This window comes from Microbispora hainanensis (genome assembly GCF_006874475.1).
Lineage (GTDB): Bacteria > Actinomycetota > Actinomycetes > Streptosporangiales > Streptosporangiaceae > Microbispora > Microbispora hainanensis.
Genome location: NZ_VIRM01000022.1, coordinates 13,105 through 28,320 on the forward strand (window position 1 = coordinate 13,105; position 15,216 = coordinate 28,320).

Here is a 15,216-nt window from a genome sequence, read left to right on the forward strand (position 1 = left end):
AACGGCGCCTTACCAAACCTGTCGTGACCGTCGTGGTCATCGTCGCCCTGCTGGGCGCTGCCATCTTCTACGGCGCCTATCACCTGCTGAAGCGGACCGAGCCGTTCGCTCTCGGCGAACACTGCATGGTCACGACCCCTGACGGCACGCTCGACCTCGACATCGAGCAGGCCCAGGTGGCCGCGACCATCGCCGCCGTCGCGGTGCGGCGCAAGCTGCCCGAGCGCGCCCTCCAGATCGCCTACGTCACGGCGATCCAGGAGTCCAAGCTGGCCAACCTGCCGTACGGCGACCGCGACTCGGTGGGCGTCTTCCAGCAGCGGCCCTCGATGGGCTGGGGGACGCCCGAGCAGCTGCAGGACCCGGTCTACGCCGCGCGGAAGTTCTTCGCCGCCCTGGAGAAGGTGCGGCACTACACGACCCTGCCGCTGCACGAGGCGGCCCAGGCCGTGCAGCGCTCCGCCGACGGCTCGGCCTACGCCGACCACGAGTACAACGCCAAGATCCTGTCGGCGGCGTTCATCGGGCGCGTGCCCCAGGCCGTGCACTGCTGGTATCCGCCGTCCGACAAGCCGGTCACCCCGCAGGCCGTGGCCGCGCGCAAGCAGCTCGTGCGCGCCCTCGGCACGGACTCCTCGACCAAGCGCGGCTGGCTGATCGCCGCGTGGTACGTCACCCACGCCCAGAAGTACGGCCTCCGCCAGGTGCGCTACGAGGGCGTCACCTGGACGGCCGCGAGCGGTCACGACGGCTGGCGCAAGGCCACCAAGCCCGTCGCCACCGTGCAGGTGGCGTGACCGGGCCGGCCGGCAGGTCAACTAAGGTCGGGTGACATGCGGCTTGACCTTTCCCAGGACGTGGGCGCGCTGACGGCGCGACTGGTGGACATCGAATCGGTGAGCGGCGGGGAGAAGGCGCTGGCCGGCGCCATCGAGGAGGCGCTCGCTCCGCTGCCCCACCTGACCGTGCTGCGGGACGGCGACGCGGTGGTGGCGCGGACCGATCTCGGCCGGGCCGAGCGCGTGGTGATCGCCGGGCACATCGACACGGTGCCGGTGGCCGGCAACCTGCCCAGCAGGGTCGAAGACGGCGTGCTGTACGGCTGCGGGACGTCCGACATGAAGAGCGGCGTGGCCGTCCAGCTCAAGCTCTGCCTGCTGGCCGAGCCGAACCGCGACCTGACCTTCGTCTTCTACGACTGCGAGGAGGTCGAGGCCGAGCGGAGCGGCCTGCTGCGGCTCACCCGCACCCATCCCGAGTGGATCACGGGTGACTTCGCGGTCGTGATGGAGCCGACCGACGGGCTGATCGAGGGCGGCTGCCAGGGCACGCTGCGCGCCGAGATCAGCGTGAAGGGCGTGCGCGCGCACAGCGCCCGGTCGTGGGAGGGCGTCAACGCCATCCACGACGTCGCGCCGGTTCTGGACATCCTCCGCCGATACGAGGCGCGGCAGCCGGTGGTGGACGGCTTGCAGTTCCGCGAAGGCCTCAACGCGGTGGGCCTACGTGGCGGGGTGGCCGGCAACGTCATCCCGGACGAGTGCGTGGTCACCGTGAACTACCGCTTCGCCCCCGACCGCACCCTGGAGGAGGCGTTCGCCCACGTCGAGGAGGTCTTCGACGGCTTCGAGGTGCGGCTCACCGACGGAGCGCCGGGGGCGCGGCCGGGGCTGACCCACCCCGTCGCCGCGGCGTTCGCCGCCGCGATCGGCGGCACGCCCCGGGCCAAGCTCGGCTGGACCGACGTCGCGCGCTTCTCCGCCCTCGGGATGCCCGCCGTCAACTGCGGCCCCGGCAACCCCGACATCGCGCACACGGCGGGAGAGAACGTGAGCCTCGCCAAGATCGCCGAGAGCGAGCGCCGCATGACGGCCTGGCTGGCCGAGTAGGCCGTGGAAAGCCGCAGATAGAAGAAAGTGGCTTTCCTCGCCGGCCATTTGGCGGGGAAAGCCACTTTCGTCCCGAGCAGCACCCTCGTTTCTTAGACGGGGCCTCGGCGACGACCGGTTCCATCCTTCCGAGGATCTCTTTCAAGATTCTTCCGGTGTGTTTGGAGCGCGAGGCGCCGGGGCAGTCCGTGCGTCTCGCACCATGCGAGATCCCATGCCCGATCCCGTGCTCGATCCCATGCCCGATCCGATGCCCGATCCGATGCCCGATCCCGACCGTTAGCGTGACCGTCATGAACCACATCCGTCCCGAACGCCGCCAGGGTCCGTCGCTGGTCCGCGGCGGACTCGTCCCCGAATCGACCCACGACCAGCGCCTGCTCGACCGCCGCGGCCCGATCGGCTGGCTGCACGAGGACCCCTGGCGGGTGCTGCGCATCCAGGCGGAGTTCGTCGAGGGCTTCGGCGCCCTCGCCGAGCTTCCCCCGGCGGTGACCGTCTTCGGCTCGGCCCGCACCGGTCCCGACAGTCCCGACTACGAACTCGGTGTGAAGGTCGGCGCCGCGCTCGCCAAGGCGGGCTACGCGGTGATCACCGGTGGCGGTCCCGGGGTCATGGAGGCGGCGAACAAGGGGGCGCTCGAAGCCGGCGGCATCTCGGTCGGTCTCGGCATCGAGCTGCCGCACGAGCAGCGCCTGAACGACTACGTGGACCTCGGCATCGAGTTCCGCTACTTCTTCGTGCGCAAGACGATGTTCGTCAAGTACGCCAGCGGGTTCGTGGCCCTGCCCGGCGGGTTCGGCACGCTCGACGAGCTGTTCGAGGCGCTGACCCTGGTGCAGACGCGGAAGGTCACCTCGTTCCCGGTGATCATGATGGGCGTCTCGTTCTGGTCGCCGCTGATCGACTGGATCCGCGACTCGCTGGTGGCCACGGGCAAGATCTCGCCGCAGGACGTGGAGCTGGTCTCGGTCACCGACGACCCCGACGAGGCCGTGCGCATCATCGTGGAGGCGGACCGGCGCGCCTCCAGTCAGTAGGGTTGCGACGTGTTCGTCTGCGTGTACTGCTCGTCCAGCCAGAAGATCGATCGCAAATACCTCGACCTCGCCCGGGAGGTGGGCGCCGAACTGGCCCGCCGCGGCCACGGTCTCGTGAGCGGGGGCGCCATCGTCTCCTGCATGGGCGAGGTCGCCCGGGCCGTCCGCGAGGGCGGCGGCCACACGGTCGGTGTGATCCCCCAGGCCCTCGTCGACATCGAGATCGCCGACACCGACTCCGGCGAGCTGATCGTCACCGCCGACATGCGCGAGCGCAAGGGGATCATGGACGCCAGATCCGACGCGTTCCTCGTGCTCCCGGGCGGCATCGGCACCCTGGAGGAGCTGTTCGAGATCTGGACCTCCCGGGTGCTCGGCATGCACGAGCGGCCACTGGTCGTCCTCGACCCGTGGGGCCTCTACGGCCCGCTGCGCGACCTGGTCGACGGCATGTACGAGCAGGGCTTCACCCGGCCGAACGTGTTCGACGCGATTTCCTGGGCGACCACGGTGGAGGAGGCGCTCGACCTGCTGGAGCGGCCCGCCCTCCACCTCAGCCCCACGGGCGAGGAGCTCGGCGAAAGCTAGGAGCGCCTCTCAGGCCAGGCCGCGGCGGGTCAGGGCGGGGGGCCGGCGGCCCAGCAGGGCATCGGTCATGTCGAGGGCCTGCCGTACGTCGTGGGACGTACGGAAGACGCTCGCGCCCGCCCAGGCATACGCGGCGGCGGCCGCGACGGCCTCGGTCTCGTCGGCGGGGAGCGTCACCACGACGGTGTGCCCCGCCCGGGCCAGCGCGGACACCTCCGGCAGCGAGGCGGCCTCCACCCAGGCGGGCTCGATCTCGTCGTCGGGCCCGATCACGCGCGTCATGCTTCCATGCTCGCACGCAAAAGAGTTGTGGCACGATTCGTATGTGCTGGTCGTACTCGTCATCGCCGGACTCGCCGTGATCGCCTGCGTGGTCATGGTCTCGCTGGGACACGGCGGGGAGATGGCGGAGTTCCCCCCGGACGTGCCGCCTCTCGAACTGCCCGTGGCCGGCCAGGTGACTCCCGCCGATCTGATCGCGCTCCGGCTCCCGATCGGTCTCGTGGGCTACAGCACCCAGGCGGTGGACGAGACGCTGCACCGCGTCTCGGTCGCCCTCGGGGAGCGCGACACCCGCATCGCGGTGCTGGAGCAGCGCGTAGCCGAGTTATCGTACGCACGGCCGCGGGCCCGCGAGGAGACGAAGCAACCCGAGACGACACGGCCCGAGACGAAGCAACCCGAGACGCGGCAGCCCGAAGACATCGACGTCCGGGCCGAGCGCGTCGACGCGGAAGAGGCATGGTGACAGCGCACGACGACGGGCTGGTCCGCTGCGGATGGGCCGGCACGACACCCGACTACGTCGCCTACCACGACGAGGAGTGGGGCCGCCCCGTCCACGGGGACGACCTTGTCTTCGAGCGGATCACCCTGGAGGCGTTCCAGTCCGGCCTGTCGTGGCTGACGATCCTGCGCAAGCGCGACAACTTCCGCAAGGCGTTCGCCGGGTTCTCGATCCCGGCGGTGGCGGCCTTCGGCGAGGACGACATGGAGCGCCTGCTCGCCGACGCGGGCATCGTGCGCAACCGCGCCAAGATCGAGGCGGCCGTGGCCAACGCCCGCGCCGCGCTTGAGGTGCCGGGCGGGCTGTCGGCGCTGGTGTGGAAGTACGCCGAGGAGCCCGGCAGGGTCCCCGCCACCCTCGCCGACGTCCCCGCCCGCACCCCCGGATCCACGGCGCTGGCCAAGGACCTCAAGAAGCACGGCTTCCGCTTCGTCGGCCCCACCACGGCGTACGCCCTGATGCAGGCCATCGGCCTGGTCAATGACCACGTCGCCGACTGCCACGTCCGCGAGGCCGTCACCGCCCTGCGCTGTGTCTGATTGCTTCGTAGCGCCTATCGGCCTGCGCCGTGTTTGATTGCTTCGTAGCGCCTATCGGCCTTCGCTGTGCCTGATTGCTTCGAGGCGCCTATCGGCCTTCGCTGTGTCTGATTGCTTCGTAGCGCCTATCGGCCTTCGAAGTGGGGCCGCTCTTTACTGAGGAACGCCTTGGTCGCCGCCACGTGGTCGGCGGTGGCGACGCACTCGTCCTGAAGCTCCGCCTCCCGCTCCAGCGCCTCGGCGAGGGAGGACGACGCCGCGTGGTCCAGCGCCGCCTTGGTCGCGGCGTACGCCCGGGTGGGCCCCTGCGCCAGCCGTACGGCGAGGTCGCGGGCGGCGGACGCCAGCCGCTCGGCCGGGACCACCTCCCCGACCAGGCCGAGCTCCAGCGCCCTGGCCGCGTCCACGACGTCGCCGAGCAGCAGCATCTCCCGGGCACGGGCCGGGCCGACGAGCCGCTGCAGCGTCCAGGACGCGCCCGAGTCGGGGGCGAGCCCGATCCCGGTGAACGCCATCGAGAACTTCGCGTTCTCGGCCGCCACCCGGAAGTCGCACGCGAACGCCAGCGAGGCGCCCGCCCCCGCGGCCACCCCGTTGACGGCGGCCACGACGGGCTTGCCCATCGTCGCGATGGTCAGCACGACCGGGTTGTAGTGCTCGCGCACGGTGTTTGCCAGGCCGAGGCCCCGGCCGAGGTTTTCGGCGTGCTCGCGCAGGTCCTGCCCTGCGCAGAAGGCCCGGCCCGTGCCGGTCAGGAGCACGGCCCGCACCGACGCGTCATCGGCGGCGCGCCGCACGGCCGCGAGCAGGTCGGTCTTCGTCGCGAGGGTCAGCGAGTTCATGGCGTCGGGGCGGTTCAGCGTGATCGTGGCGACGGCTTCGTCGACGTCGTAGGTCACGGTCATGTCAGGCTGCTCCATTCAGTGTGCGGTCCACGAACGCGGCGGCGGCCGGCAGCAACCGAGTGGCCTCCTGCTCGAAGAAGGTGCGGGCCTTCTCTCCCGGCCAGCCCGGCGGCAGCAGGTCGGCGGGCAGCCCGGGGTCGCGGAACAGGAAGTTGCGCCACCCGTGCACCAGCCTGCTGCGGACCGCGAAGACCCGGTCGTCCGGGGCGTCCTCCGGCAGCGAGCCCACCAGGTCCGCCGCGCTGGCCAGCCAATCCTCGTACGCGCTGCCGATGCCGTCCAGATCCCACGCGCGGGCGAGCAGGTCCCGCGGGTCGCCCTCGTAAGCGGCGTCGAACCGGTGGCCGGGAATCCGCAGCGCGTCGAGCTCGGGCGAGGGCCGCGGGCCGATCCAGGTCGTCTCCGACAGCGGGGCGTACCCGAGGAAGGCGAGGTCGGCACGCAGCCGCTCGCGCCGTGCCCGGTCCCTGACCGGTTCGAGCACCAGGACGTGCCAGCGGCCGGCCCACGGCGCGTCGCCCCGCCGATAGACGCGGGCCGCCGTCTCGTCGAGCCGGCGTTCGCACTTCGGCGTGACCGCGTACCCCGGCCCCTGCGGCAGCCGTACGGGGTCGAGCCAGCCCTGCCTGACCATGCGGGATATCGCGGTCCTGACGGCCGGGGCCGCGATGTCGAGCGGCGAGAGCAGCCTCACGAGCGCGGCCACGGAGGCACGGCCGCCACGCGCGAGTAGGTGGTCCCCAAAGAGATCGAAAAGCGCGGCTCGGGCGTTCACCCCACCCAGTGTGGGGTCACGTCCGGTCCGTCCACAACGCGTGTCTCACGGCATTGATCCACTGACCGGATCCGGGCCGTTACCTTTTTGAGCTCGGAGGCGGGATAATAGAACATCACAGAAACGTGAATACGCCGGTTACCCTCCGGGGCGGCCGACAACGCGGGAAGGGATACACGCATGGCGGCGATGAAGCCGCGGACCGGTGACGGTCCGCTGGAGGTCACCAAGGAAGGACGGGGCATCGTCATGCGGGTCCCTCTCGAAGGTGGCGGCCGACTCGTCGTGGAGCTGTCCGCGGACGAGGCCAGCGCCCTCGGTGACGCGCTCAAGAAGGTGGTCGGCTGACCTCGTCGGCCGACCCGTTCGAACTACGGCCCTGGCGGCGGGTGTTCCCGCCCCGGGGCCGCCCTATTGGAGGTGGACGTGCCCATCCAGACCACGCCGGTCCTCACCGGTCCTGACGGCGCCGGGCCCGCGCCGGACGCCGACCTGGTGGCCGTGCCGTTCGGACCCGGACCGGACCTTGCCCCGGCGCCCTGGCTGGAGTCTCCCGTGCCGGTCGACGCGCTGCTCGCGCACCACGAGGTCAAGGGAGAGCCGGGCGAGGTCGTGGAGGTGCCCACCCTCAGGGAGGGTGGTGTGCGGCGCGTCCTGCTGTACGGCACCGGCGACGGCTCGGCCGCCGCGCTGCGCAAGGCCGGGGCGGCCCTCGCGAGGCGGGCGAAGGGCCGGGCGTCGCTGTCGGTCGTCGTCCCGCCCAAGGGGGAGACGGCCGCCCTGGCCGAGGGCGCGCTGCTCGCGGCGTACACGTTCACCATCGGCAACGGCGGCACGAAGCCGGTCGGGGAGATCGTCTTCGTCGGCGGGGACGAGCGGGACCTGAAGCGCGGAGAGGCGGTCGCGCGGGCCACCGCGCTCGCCCGCGACCTCGTCAACACCCCGTCGTCGGTCAAGACGCCCGCCTGGCTCGCCGAGCAGGCCAAGGCGATCGCCGCCGAGTCGGGGCTCGGCGTACGCGTGTGGGAGGGGGCCGAGCTCGGCGAGTTCGGCGGCATCCGGGCCGTCGGGCAGGGGTCGGTCAGCCCGCCGTGCCTGGTCGAGCTCTCCTACACGCCGGAGAACCCGCGCGCCCACGTGGTGCTCGTCGGCAAGGGCATCACGTTCGACACCGGCGGCCTGTCCCTGAAGCCCAACGAGGGCATGAAGGCGATGAAGACCGACATGGGCGGCGGGGCCGCCGTCATCGCCGCGATGAGCGCGCTCGCCGCCTTCGAGGCGCCGGTGCGGGTCACCGGCCTCGTGGCGTGCGCGGAGAACTCCATTTCCGGCTCCGCGCAGCGGCCGGGAGACGTCATCACCCAGTACGGCGGGCGCACGGTCGAGGTGCTGAACACCGACGCGGAGGGGCGTCTCGTGCTGGCCGACGCGCTGGCGTACGCGCACGCGGAGCTCGACCCGGACATCGTGATCGACGTCGCCACGCTGACCGGCGCGGCCAAGGTCGCGCTCGGGGTGAGCCTGGGCGCGCTCTACGCCACGGACGAGGCGCTGGCCGCCGACCTGATCGCCGCCGGGGAGGCCGGCGGGGAGCGGCTGTGGCGGATGCCGCTCGTCGAGGACTACCGCACGATGCTCGACTCCGACGTGGCCGACCTGGCCAACGTCGACAGGACGAAGTCGGGCGCGGCGGGGTCGATCGCCGCCGCGCTGTTCCTGCGGGAGTTCACCGGCGGGCGGCCGTGGGCGCACCTCGACATCGCGGGGCCCGCGCGGGCCGCCTCCGACGACGGCGAGATCACCAAGGGCGGCACCGGCTTCGGCGTCCGCCTGCTGCTGCGCTACCTCACCGCCGCGTCCTGAACGGCCGCTCACCGGCCGCTCACCGGCCGTGAGCGTCGTGTGAACGGCCCGTGAACGCGTCGTGAACGGGCTCAGTCGAGCTTGACGGCGGCCAGCAGCCCGGAGCCGAGCGGCAGCATCAGGGGCCGCAGCCGGTCGTCGTTCCTGACGAGCTTGCCCAGCTCCCGGAGCGCGACCGTGTCCGGGTCGCGCTGGGTGGGGTCGGCCACCTGGTCGTCGCAGAAGGCGTCGCCGAACACGACGACCCCGCCCCGGCGCAGGAGCCGCACCGACTCGGTGAGGTAGTCGATGTACTCCTGCTTGGCCGCGTCGCAGAAGACCATGTCGTAGCCGCCGTCGGCGAGGCGGGGAAGGACGTCGAGCGCGCGGCCGCCGATCAGGCGGATCCGGCTGCCGGAGAACCCCGCCTCCGCGAACGTCTGCCGGGCCATGCGCTGATGCTCCGGCTCCACGTCCACGCTCGTGAGCGTGCCGTCCGGGCGCATGCCGCGCAGCAGCCACAGGCCGGAGACCCCGCACCCGGTGCCGACCTCCACCACCGAGCGTGCGTTCACCACGGTGGCGAGGAAGCAGAGCGCCGCTCCGCACCCGGGCAGGATCGGGCGCGCCCCGACCTCGATGCCACGCCGGCGCGCGGTCCGCAGGATGTCGTCCTCCGGGACGAACTCCTCCGCGTACTCCAGGCTGGCCGGTGTCGCCATCGGCCTCTCCCTCCCCTGCTTCATCTTGGACGCAGCCTAGGGGAGTCGGACCGGAACGGGAACTCACGCCACAACGGGGACGTTGCACGCTTTGAACGGTCTTTGTAAGAGACCGCTCAGCCCGCGGTGCGCAGGAAGGGGCGAAACCAGGCACTATGGCTGTAGCGACGATCCTGCAGAGAGGAATGCCGGTGGACGAGCACGACCACCAGGCGGAGACTTCGGTGTCCGACTGGACGCCTCCCACCTGGGAGGAGGTCGTTCGAACTCATTCCACTCGGGTCTACCGGCTGGCCTATCGGCTGACGGGCAACGTCCACGACGCCGAGGACCTCACTCAGGAAGTCTTCGTCCGGGTCTTCCGGTCCCTGTCGAGCTACACCCCGGGCACGTTCGAGGGGTGGCTGCACCGGATCACGACGAACCTCTTCCTCGACATGGCGCGGCGCAGGCAGCGCATCCGCTTCGAGGGGCTGGCGGACGACGCCGCCGAGCGGCTGCACGGCCGCGAGCCGTCGCCCGCGCAGGCGTACGACGACGCGCATCTGGAGCCCGACATCCAGGCCGCGCTCGACGCCCTGGCGCCGGAGTTCCGGGCGGCCGTGGTGCTGTGCGACATCGAGGGACTGTCCTACGAGGAGATCGCCGCGACGCTCGGCGTGAAACTCGGCACGGTGCGTAGCCGCATCCATCGCGGCCGCGCCCAACTGCGGGAGGCACTCGACCACCGGGCGCCCTCCGCGAACCGGAACGGCGATCAAACCCCCCCTTCTATCAGCAGGGAGGGACTGTGAGTCATCTTGGCGAGCGCGTCTCCGCGCTCATCGACGGCGAACTCAGTCACAACGAGCGGGAACGCGCGCTCGCGCACCTGACGTTCTGCGCGGACTGCCGCGCGGAGGTCGACGCGATGCGCGCGCTGAAGACCCGCCTGCGGTCCATGGATCCGCCCGCCATGCCGGCGGACCTCACCATGTCGCTGCTGCGCATGGCGGAACCCGGAGGGCCGTTGCCGCCGCGGATGCGGCCCTTTCCCGACCATCCGGCCTTCGGTGCCGGGCGGCTTCCCGGCATGCACGCCGCCGGACCCATGGACAACCGGCCCAGGGGCCGGGACGAGGGACGATCGGGACCGGGGCGGCCCGGAAGGGCCAGAAGGGCGGGATACGTCGCCGTGGGAATGGCCGGCGCCGCCGTCGCCCTCGGCACCATGCTCATGGCCGGAGGATCCACGGCCACCCCGAACCCGGCACCCGGGCAGATGTTCGTACAGCATCCCGCGCAGAACAGGGCGCCCGTGGTGAACCTGTCACCCACCCCGTCACCCAGCGTCACCAGGGGTCTTTCGCGCTGATTCGAGGGAACGGCATACGATCGGACACCGCAGCCGTCGTGTGCCGCCTTCCTCGTTACCGCGGCTGCCCAGCGGATGACGCCGTGTGCGAGGAGTGACTGCCGCGATGACCGACAACACGCGTCCGTACGGCGCGTCGGACCGGCCCGAGTTCCTGCCCGCGGGCGAGGAGCCGCAGGGCCCTCCCGATGCCCCTGCGCCCGCCACCGGTCCGTACGGCATGGGCCCCGGCTGGGCCCCGCCGCCGCTGTATCCCGTCGGGCCGCAGCGGGAGCCGCGCGGCCCCAACATCGCGCTCTTCGCGGCCCTGGCCGTGGTCATCGCGCTCGTGGCGGGCGGGGTGGCGAGCTGGGGCACGTTCCTGCTGACGCGCCCGTCCTCCGGCATCGACCCGTCCTACACGCTGAGCACGCCGTCGAAGCAGCCCACGGCCCGGCCGCCGGACTCCGTGGCCGGGGTGGCCGCCAAGGTCCTGCCCAGCGTGGTCTCGCTGGAGGTCAAGGGCAACAGCGAGGCGGGCACCGGATCGGGCTTCGTCGTCAAGGGCGGCTACATCGTCACGAACAACCACGTGGTGGCCGTCGCGGGGCAGGCCGGGGAGATCCGCATCCGTTACAACGACCGCAGCTCCTCGGGGGCGCGCGTCGTCGGCCGCGACCCCAACTCCGACATCGCGGTCGTCAAGCCGGACGGGGCCGTCAGGGCGCCGGAGCTGCCCCTCGGCAACTCCGACGGTGTGGTGGTCGGCGACCCGGTCATCGCGGTCGGCTCGCCCCTCGGGCTGAGCGGCACGGTCACCACGGGCATCGTCAGCTCGCTCAACCGGCCCGTCGAGGCGGGCGGCAGCACCGGGTCCGACTACGCGCTCATCAACGCGATCCAGACGGACGCCGCCATCAACCCCGGCAACTCGGGCGGCCCGCTGGTGAACGCCGCGGGCGAGGTGATCGGGGTGAACTCGGCGATCGCCACCGTCGGCGGCTCCCTGCTCGGCCAGCAGTCCGGCAGCATCGGCCTCGGCTTCGCGATCCCGGTGAACCAGGTGCGCCGGATCGCCCAGGAGCTCATCACCACCGGGACGGCCCGCACCTCCAGGATCGGCATCACGATCGACCAGAGCTACCAGGGCAAGGGAGTGCGGATCGCCACCCGGACGGAGGGCGGCGCATTGCCGGTCACGCCCGGAGGCCCGGCCGCCAAGGCGGGCCTGCACGCGGGGGACGTCATCCTGGAGGTCGACGGCCAGCCCGTGAGCGACAGCCGGGAGCTGATCGTCACCATCCGCAGCAAGGCGCCCGGAGACCAGGTGCGGATCAAGTTCCGGCACGACGGCGAGGTGCGGACGGCGACGGTCACGGTCGGCGCGGCCCCCGCTCCCGCCGCGCGACCGTCCTAAGAGCGGCCCAAGAGCCGACGACCCCTGTCCATAGCGTGGGGTGCGGGCATTAGTCTGATTTCAGTCGTACGCGCAGGAGGAGATCGCCATGTTCGGACTCGGCTGGGGGGAGGCCCTGGCGCTGGTGGTGATCGCCCTGGTCGTCTTCGGGCCGGAGAAACTGCCTCAGGCCGCCTCGCAGGCGGGCCGTACGCTGCGGCAGCTCCGGCAGATGGCCAACAACGCGAAGGCGGACCTGCAGGCCAACATGGGGCCCGAGTTCGCCAACTTCGACCCGGCCGACCTCAACCCGAAGAACTTCGTGCGCAAGCACCTGCTCGACGACCTCGAGAAAGACTGGAACGACACCTCGGCGACGACGGCGGCCGAGCCGGTCGCCGCCCCCACGCCGGAACTGGGCGTGGGGGAGATCCCGCCGTACGACAACGAGGCGACCTGATCGGGCCGGTCAGCGCTTGAGTCAGGGCTTGAGTCAGTGCTTGACCGGTGAGATGTCGAGCTTCAGGCCCTTGAGGCTGGTCGACTTCTTGCCGAGCCCGGCCGCGATCCGGCGCAGCTCCGCGGCCGCCGGGGCGTCGGGGTCGGTCAGCACGAGCGGCTTGCCCTCGTCGCCGCCCTCACGCAGCCGCATGTCGATCGGCACCTGGCCGAGCAGCGGCACGCGCGCGCCCAGCGTGCGGGTCAGCGCGTCGGCCACGGTCTGGCCGCCGCCCTCGCCGAACACCGAGATGCGCTCGTCGCAGTGCGGGCAGGGCAGCCAGGCCATGTTCTCGATGACGCCGGCGATCTGCTGATGGGTCTGGGCCGCGATCGACCCGGCGCGCTCGGCCACCTCGGCGGCGGCCTGCTGCGGGGTCGTCACGACGAGGATCTCGGCCGTGGGCATGCGCTGGGCGACCGAGATCGCGATGTCGCCGGTGCCGGGGGGCAGGTCCATCAGCAGGACGTCGAGGTCGCCCCAGTAGACGTCGGTGAGGAACTGGTAGAGCGCGCGGTCGAGCATCGGGCCGCGCCACACCACCGGGGTGTTGCCCTCGGGCTTGAACATGCCGACCGAGATGACCTTGATGTCGTGGGCCACCGGCGGCATGATCATGTCTTCGACCTTGGTGGGGCGCTCGCTCACGCCGAGCATGCGCGGCACCGAGTGGCCGTAGATGTCGGCGTCGACGACGCCGACCTTCAGGCCCTGGGAGGCCATCGCGGCGGCGAGGTTCACCGTGACCGACGACTTGCCGACGCCGCCCTTGCCGCTCGCGACCGCGAAGACGCGGGTCAGCGAGCCGGGCTTGGCGAAGGGGATCTCCTTCTCGGGCCCGCGGTCGCCGCGGAGCTTCGTCTGCAGTTCCTTGCGCTGCTCGGCGCTCATGACGTCCATGTCCACGTGGACGCGGGACACGCCGTCGATCCGGGACACGGCGCCGGTGACGTCGCGGGTGATGGTGTCCTTCAGCGGGCAGCCGGCGACGGTCAGGTACACGCCAACGCGCACCACCCCGTCGGGGGAGATGTCGACGTTCTTGACCATGCCGAGCTCGGTGATCGGCCGGCGGATCTCCGGATCGTTCACCGTCGCCAGCGCGGCCATGACCAGTTCAGGGGATGGTGCCATGAATCCATGCTATGGACTCAGCGCGAATCCTCCGAACCCGCCCCACGTGATCTCCCCCCGTCCCCCCTCAGCTCCTCCTGCAGGCGCTGGAGCTCCGAGCGGATGAAGTCGCGCGTGGCCACCTCGCCGAGCGCGATCCGCAGACCGGCGATCTCCCGGGTGAGGTACTCGATCTCGGCCTGGTTGCGCTCGGCCGCCAGCCTGTCCTGCTCGTACTGGATGCGGTCGCGGTCGGCCTGCCGGTTCTGCGCGAGCAGGATCAGCGGCGCGGCGTACGACGCCTGGAGCGAGAGCATCAAGGTCAGGAAGATGAACGGGTAGGGGTCGAACTTGTACGGCGAGAACACGTTCCACAGCAGCCAGAACGCCACGAACACGGTCATGTAGACGATGAATCGCGCGGTGCCGAGGAACCGCGCGATCCGTTCCGAGAGCTGGCCGAACGCCTCGGGGTCGTAGTAGAGCCGCAGGCGGGGAGTCAGCTCGCGCGGCTGGTCGAGGCGGTCTGTCATGGGCGTTCCCGCCAGTCCTCCGGCAGCATGTGATCGAGCACGTCGTCGACGGTCACCGCGCCGAGCAGCCGGCCCAGCTCGTCCACGACGGGGACCGCGACCAGGTTGTACGTCGCGAGGTACGACGCCACCTCGCGCACCGTGAGCTCGGGCCTGATCGGGTCCACCGTGATGTCTATCACGCTGCCGAGCAGCGTCGACGGAGGCTCCCGCAGCAGGCGCTGGAAGTGCGCCACCCCGAGGTAGCGCCCGGTCGGGGTCTCGGTCGGCGGTCGGGTGACGTACACCTGGGCGGCGATGGCGGGGGTCTGCTCCTGCTGGCGGATGTGCGCGAGGGCCTCGGCGACGGTCGAGGTCGGCGGGAGGATGACCGGCTCGGTCGTCATCATGCCGCCGGCGGTGAACTCGCCGTAGGTCAGCAGCCGCCGGACCGGCGCCGCCTCCTCCGGCACCATGAGCCGCAGCAGCCCCTCGGCCTGCTCCGTGGGCAGCTCCTGCAGCAGGTCGGCGGCGTCGTCCGGGCTCATCTCCTCCAGCACGTCGGCGGCGCGCTCGCGGTGCAGCCGGCTGAGCACGAGCACCTGGTCGCGCTCGGGCAGCTCCTCCAGGACGTCGGCGAGCCGGTCGTCGTCCAGGGCGGCGGCGACCTCGGCCATCCGCTTGGTGGGCAGCTCGTGCAGCATGTTCGCCAGGTCGGCCGGGCGCAGCGCCTCGAAGACGGCGAGCAGGTTGGCCGCGCCCTGGTCCTTCTGGATCCCGGTGAAGCCGGTGACCTCGTCCCAGTCCACGATCAGCGTCTCGCCCCTGCGCCGCGTGCCGCGGCGTATCGCGACCTTGGTGATGAGCCACTCGGACGGCCGCGGCTGCTCCATGGCGAGGTCCTGCACGGTCACCCGCTCGCCCTTGTATTCGACGGTGCGGTCGAGCATCTCCCCGATGGCCAGCGTCTCGGTGTCGCGGCGCTCGAACCTGCGCATGTTGAGCTTGCCGGTGAAGATGAGGGCGCGGGCCTCGATGCTGGTGATCCTGGTGATCGGCAGGAAGACCCGGCGGCGTGGCTGGACCTCCACGACGAAGCCGTGGACCCGGGGGAGCAGCGGCCCCCGCAGCGAGACGACGACGTCCCGGATCCGGCCGATCTGGTCGCCGGCCGGGTCGAAGACCGCCAGTCCGGCCAGGCGGGCCACGAAGATCCGATCCACTCTGTCAGGTTACGCAAGGATGCGGACCGCTCCCGGTTATGACAGGATCAAAG

Annotated in this window: 19 protein-coding genes; 12 read left to right on the forward strand and 7 right to left on the reverse strand. The window is 71.4% G+C overall.

What is annotated here, in order from left to right; genetic code table 11:
- Positions 1-23 precede the first annotated feature (23 nt).
- The 4 genes from FLX08_RS18905 (at position 24) to FLX08_RS18920 (ending at position 3,517) form a co-directional block, all read left to right on the forward strand.
- Positions 24-797 carry a hypothetical protein gene (locus tag FLX08_RS18905; RefSeq protein WP_142620198.1) on the forward strand — a complete coding sequence of 258 codons (774 nt, stop codon included), beginning with the start codon at positions 24-26 and terminating at the stop codon, positions 795-797.
- Positions 798-833: 36 nt separating this feature from the next.
- The gene (dapE, locus tag FLX08_RS18910) at positions 834-1,889 is read left to right on the forward strand and encodes a succinyl-diaminopimelate desuccinylase (RefSeq protein WP_142620199.1); all 1,056 of its coding nucleotides are present in this window, start codon (positions 834-836) and stop codon (positions 1,887-1,889) included.
- 293 nt (positions 1,890-2,182) lie between these two features.
- Positions 2,183-2,929 (forward strand): LOG family protein, encoded by a 747-nt coding sequence (locus tag FLX08_RS18915; RefSeq protein WP_142620200.1) that lies wholly within the window; start codon positions 2,183-2,185, stop codon positions 2,927-2,929.
- A gap of 9 nt (positions 2,930-2,938) precedes the next feature.
- Positions 2,939-3,517: an LOG family protein gene (locus FLX08_RS18920; protein ID WP_142620201.1), complete on the forward strand. Its 579-nt coding sequence runs from the start codon at positions 2,939-2,941 to the stop codon at positions 3,515-3,517.
- Positions 3,518-3,526: 9 nt separating this feature from the next.
- Here FLX08_RS18920 and FLX08_RS18925 read toward each other — a convergent pair whose 3' ends face one another.
- Positions 3,527-3,799: a hypothetical protein gene (locus tag FLX08_RS18925; RefSeq protein WP_142620202.1), complete on the reverse strand. Its 273-nt coding sequence runs from the start codon at positions 3,797-3,799 to the stop codon at positions 3,527-3,529.
- A 43-nt stretch (positions 3,800-3,842) separates the two neighbouring features.
- On the opposite strand from FLX08_RS18925, the gene FLX08_RS18930 reads away from it, so the two are divergent.
- Both FLX08_RS18930 and FLX08_RS18935 read left to right on the forward strand, forming a co-directional pair.
- Positions 3,843-4,265, forward strand: coding sequence for a hypothetical protein (locus FLX08_RS18930; protein WP_142620203.1), 423 nt, complete (start codon positions 3,843-3,845; stop codon positions 4,263-4,265).
- Complete coding sequence (locus FLX08_RS18935; protein ID WP_142620204.1) at positions 4,259-4,843, forward strand: DNA-3-methyladenine glycosylase I; 585 nt, start codon at positions 4,259-4,261, stop codon at positions 4,841-4,843. Before FLX08_RS18930 ends, FLX08_RS18935 begins: the two co-directional genes overlap by 7 nt.
- Positions 4,844-4,968: 125 nt before the next feature.
- On the opposite strand, the gene FLX08_RS18940 is transcribed toward FLX08_RS18935, so the two are convergent.
- Together FLX08_RS18940 and FLX08_RS18945 are read right to left on the reverse strand one after the other, a co-directional pair.
- Positions 4,969-5,748 (reverse strand): enoyl-CoA hydratase-related protein, encoded by a 780-nt coding sequence (locus FLX08_RS18940; protein WP_244312742.1) that lies wholly within the window; start codon positions 5,746-5,748, stop codon positions 4,969-4,971.
- A gap of 1 nt (position 5,749) precedes the next feature.
- Entirely contained in the window at positions 5,750-6,523 is a 774-nt protein-coding gene (locus FLX08_RS18945) for a PaaX family transcriptional regulator (protein ID WP_142620206.1), read from the reverse strand.
- Positions 6,524-6,703: 180 nt separating this feature from the next.
- On the opposite strand from FLX08_RS18945, the gene FLX08_RS18950 reads away from it, so the two are divergent.
- Both FLX08_RS18950 and FLX08_RS18955 read left to right on the forward strand, forming a co-directional pair.
- Complete coding sequence (locus FLX08_RS18950; RefSeq protein WP_076433904.1) at positions 6,704-6,871, forward strand: DUF3117 domain-containing protein; 168 nt, start codon at positions 6,704-6,706, stop codon at positions 6,869-6,871.
- 78 nt (positions 6,872-6,949) lie between these two features.
- Entirely contained in the window at positions 6,950-8,386 is a 1,437-nt protein-coding gene (locus FLX08_RS18955) for a leucyl aminopeptidase (RefSeq protein ID WP_142620207.1), read from the forward strand.
- Between the two features lie 71 nt (positions 8,387-8,457).
- Here FLX08_RS18955 and FLX08_RS18960 read toward each other — a convergent pair whose 3' ends face one another.
- Positions 8,458-9,087: an O-methyltransferase gene (locus FLX08_RS18960; RefSeq protein ID WP_142620208.1), complete on the reverse strand. Its 630-nt coding sequence runs from the start codon at positions 9,085-9,087 to the stop codon at positions 8,458-8,460.
- Between the two features lie 185 nt (positions 9,088-9,272).
- On the opposite strand from FLX08_RS18960, the gene sigE reads away from it, so the two are divergent.
- The 4 genes from sigE to FLX08_RS18980 all read left to right on the forward strand — a co-directional run bounded on the left by sigE (position 9,273) and on the right by FLX08_RS18980 (position 12,276).
- Positions 9,273-9,881: an RNA polymerase sigma factor SigE gene (gene sigE, locus FLX08_RS18965; protein WP_142620290.1), complete on the forward strand. Its 609-nt coding sequence runs from the start codon at positions 9,273-9,275 to the stop codon at positions 9,879-9,881.
- Positions 9,878-10,441, forward strand: coding sequence for an anti-sigma factor family protein (locus FLX08_RS18970; RefSeq protein ID WP_142620209.1), 564 nt, complete (start codon positions 9,878-9,880; stop codon positions 10,439-10,441). Before sigE ends, FLX08_RS18970 begins: the two co-directional genes overlap by 4 nt.
- Before the next feature lie 106 nt (positions 10,442-10,547).
- Positions 10,548-11,837: a S1C family serine protease gene (locus tag FLX08_RS18975; protein WP_142620210.1), complete on the forward strand. Its 1,290-nt coding sequence runs from the start codon at positions 10,548-10,550 to the stop codon at positions 11,835-11,837.
- Positions 11,838-11,925: 88 nt separating this feature from the next.
- Complete coding sequence (locus FLX08_RS18980; protein ID WP_142620211.1) at positions 11,926-12,276, forward strand: sec-independent translocase; 351 nt, start codon at positions 11,926-11,928, stop codon at positions 12,274-12,276.
- Between the two features lie 33 nt (positions 12,277-12,309).
- Here the strand turns inward: FLX08_RS18980 and FLX08_RS18985 are convergent, their stop codons facing one another.
- From FLX08_RS18985 to FLX08_RS18995, 3 genes are read right to left on the reverse strand one after another with little or no spacing between them, the layout of a single operon-like run.
- Complete coding sequence (locus FLX08_RS18985; RefSeq protein ID WP_030507453.1) at positions 12,310-13,449, reverse strand: Mrp/NBP35 family ATP-binding protein; 1,140 nt, start codon at positions 13,447-13,449, stop codon at positions 12,310-12,312.
- 17 nt (positions 13,450-13,466) lie between these two features.
- Positions 13,467-13,961: a DUF1003 domain-containing protein gene (locus FLX08_RS18990; protein WP_142620212.1), complete on the reverse strand. Its 495-nt coding sequence runs from the start codon at positions 13,959-13,961 to the stop codon at positions 13,467-13,469.
- The gene (locus FLX08_RS18995; protein WP_142620213.1) at positions 13,958-15,163 is read right to left on the reverse strand and encodes a magnesium transporter MgtE N-terminal domain-containing protein; all 1,206 of its coding nucleotides are present in this window, start codon (positions 15,161-15,163) and stop codon (positions 13,958-13,960) included. The genes FLX08_RS18990 and FLX08_RS18995 overlap by 4 nt, the downstream gene beginning before the upstream one ends.
- Between the last annotated feature and the right edge of the window lie 53 nt (positions 15,164-15,216).